At 74.4% G+C, this 2,819-nt stretch carries 3 protein-coding genes; 1 reads left to right on the top strand and 2 read right to left on the bottom strand.

The window, feature by feature from the left end; genetic code table 11:
* Window positions 1-674: lactonase family protein (locus U9R90_RS35155; RefSeq protein WP_411061471.1), on the top strand; the 674-nt coding region annotated here is incomplete at its 5' end.
* A gap of 129 nt (window positions 675-803) precedes the next feature.
* Here U9R90_RS35155 and U9R90_RS35160 read toward each other — a convergent pair.
* Window positions 804-1,724: a hypothetical protein gene (locus tag U9R90_RS35160; protein ID WP_411061473.1), complete on the bottom strand. Its 921-nt coding sequence runs from the start codon at window positions 1,722-1,724 to the stop codon at window positions 804-806.
* Between the two features lie 95 nt (window positions 1,725-1,819).
* On the bottom strand, window positions 1,820-2,819 hold a 1,000-nt coding region (locus U9R90_RS35165; RefSeq protein WP_411061475.1), incomplete at its 5' end, for an N-acetylglucosamine kinase.

The following is a 2,819-nucleotide window of genomic DNA, read 5'->3' on the forward strand; positions in this document are numbered from 1 at the left end:
CCCGGCTCGGGGCGGGCGGCGTACTGCGGCACCAGGGGGCGGGCCCCGACCCGGAGCGCCAGCAGGGTCCGCACGCCCACCAAGTGCTGGCCGACCCCAGCGGGCGGTGGGTGGTCAGCGTCGACCTCGGCACCGACTCCGTACGGGTCTGCTCGCTGGTCGCCGGGGAGTTGCGGCCGCACCGGGAGGTGGCGCTGCGCCCCGGCAGCGGGCCCCGGCATCTGGCCTTCCACCCGCGCGGGGATCTCGCGTACGTAGTGCATGAGTTGGACCCGGTGCTGACCGTCTGCCGCTGGGACGCGCGGACGGGGGACCTGGAGCCGCTCGGTGAGACGGCGCTGCTGCCTGGCGCGGTCACCGGTGATGCCTACCCGTCGGCCGTGGTGGTCGCCTCGGACGGGAGGTTCCTGTGGACCGCCACGCGCGGGCAGGACGTCATCTCGGTGCTCGCGCTGGACGGGGACGACGGCGTACGGCCGAGGCTCGTCACGACGGTGGAGTGCGGGGGGCACTGGCCGCGTGACCTCACGCCGCATCCCTCGGGGCGGTTCCTGTACGCGGCCCATGAACGCTCGGGCGACGTCACCTGGTTCACTCTCGACCCGGAGTCGGGGACGCCGCGGTGGGCGGGGTCGATCGAGGCGCCCGCGGCGTCCTGCGTGGTCTTCGGCTGACGCGCCGCGCCGTATGTCGGTCCTCCGTTGTTGGTCTTCCGCTTTCGGTCTTCCGCTGTCGGTTTTCCGTGAAAGAGAGCGGGACCGGCTCCATCGGAACCGGTCCCGCGCTGCTTCAGCTGCCAGGCCCTACTGGGCGGGCGCGCCCGTCGGCTGCGGGGCGATACCCAGCGCCGTCATGTACTGCGACAGGGCCAGCTTGCCGATCGCCGGGTAGGCGCCCAGCGCCTCGGCGGAGGCGCAGCCCGCCTCCTTCGCGGCCACTTCGAGCAGCCCCTCGTCGACCTCAGGGCCGATCACATGCGGCGCGAGCGCGAGCTGCGTGGAGCCCGAGCCGCGCAGCTGCTCAGCGGTCGCGGCGATCGCCCCGTCCTGGTCGAGCGCGGCGGCCATCACCGGCACCGCGAGGCGCGCGGCCAGCAGCATGCCGGAGATCCCGGCCGCCTGCACCGCCTCCTCGCCGCCCACCGTGGCGAGGATGATGCCATCGGCGGCGGTCGCCACGGTGAACAGCCGGGCCCGGTCGGCGCGGGCCAGACCGGCCTCGGAGAGGCGTACGTGCAGGGCCTCGGCGAGCAGCGGGTGCGGGCCGAGAACGTCGGTCAGTTCGGCGGCGGCGCCACTGTCCGCGACCGCCTGCCGGATCTGGCCCATCAGCGCGCTGTCCGGGCCGGCCAGCAGCGGTACGACGACGGCGACCGGCCCCTCGGGCTCGGCCACCTCCCGGCCGGCGGCAACGGCCTGCTCATAGCGGGCGGTGCGCTGCTCGGCGGTCTGCGCGACCACGGACTGCAGGCGGGGGTACTCGACGTCGTCGCCGTCGAGGTAGCCGATCTTGGCGTCCATGCCGGGCAGCTCGGAGCGGGCGATGCTCACGACCTCCTCGGCGAGACTCCGGGTGGCCGTGCTGGGGACGCCGGGCACGGCGAGAACGAGAGCGGGTGCTCCCTCGGGAGCCACCGCGGGTTCCGGACGGCGGTGCCGACCGGGCTGTCGGGGTCGCGGCATTCGTACAGGCAGGCCGGAAGCGGGCCCAGTGGGGGAGCTCATGGCGCCGCATGCTACTGGTTTCGTGGGTTCCCCCGTTGGGGGAGGGTCCAGGTGAGAGGTTTCCCTCCGGATTTTTCCGTTATGTGTTCTAAGGGTCAACTGTCGTTTTCTGTTGTTGTGTACAACAGGTGCGGATCGCGTGGCAGCGCCGTGCCGCCGCCCGCGAGGTCGACGGCGATCCGTACGGCGCCGTCCAGCGGATCGCCCGCGGCGGGCACCTGGCGGGCGTGCGGCAGTTGCTCGGTGAGCTCGGCGCGCAGGGGTACGAGCAGGGGGTCGCCCAGGCGGAACAGTCCTCCGGTGAAGGCGACTTCGGGCGCCTCGGAACGGTCCGGGGCCGGACACACGGCCGCTGCCGCCTCGACGATGTGCCGGGCCGCGGCACGCAGAATGCCGGTGGCGACCGGGTCGTGTGCCTCTGTCGCGCACCGGGCGACCTCGGGCGCGAAGGAGGCCAGTACGGCCGGCCGGTCGCTGCGCGGGTAGAGCCGCCCGGGCAGGTCGGACGGCGGACCGAACACCTCCCGGGCGCGGGTCAGCAGCGCTTTCGAACCGCCGCGTCGCCCGTCGTACGCCCGCATCGCCGCCTCGAGTCCGGCCCGGCCGATCCAGGCGCCACTGCCGCAGTCGCCGAGCAGATGACCCCAGCCGTCGGCCCGCCGCCACCGGGTGAGATCGGTGCCCAGCGCGATCATGCCGGTGCCCGCGGCGACGACCGCTCCGGGGCGCGGTCCGAGCGCCCCCGCGTACGCGGTGACGGCGTCGGCGGCGAGCGCCAGGCGACGCACCCCGAGCGCGGCGGCCAACGCCGCGGGCAGCTTGGCGCGCAGCTCCCCGCCGAGCGTCGCCATCCCGGCAGCGCCGATGGCGACAGCCTCGACCATGGGCCGCCCGCTGGCGGGATCCCCGTCAGGCGTTCCGGCTCCGGCCCGCTCGATCAGCCCTTCGGCCATCGGAATCAACTGCTCCAGCAGATGCTCCGCGTCGATCCCGCCTGGCCCCGTACGCACCGGCTCCTTCGACGAGACCGGGCCAACCCGCCGCAGGCCGTCCCCGCCGACCCCGAGCGCGACACGCAGCCCTGAGCCCCCCGAA

Source organism: Streptomyces sp. E11-3 (assembly GCF_046540415.1).
GTDB lineage: Bacteria > Actinomycetota > Actinomycetes > Streptomycetales > Streptomycetaceae > Streptomyces.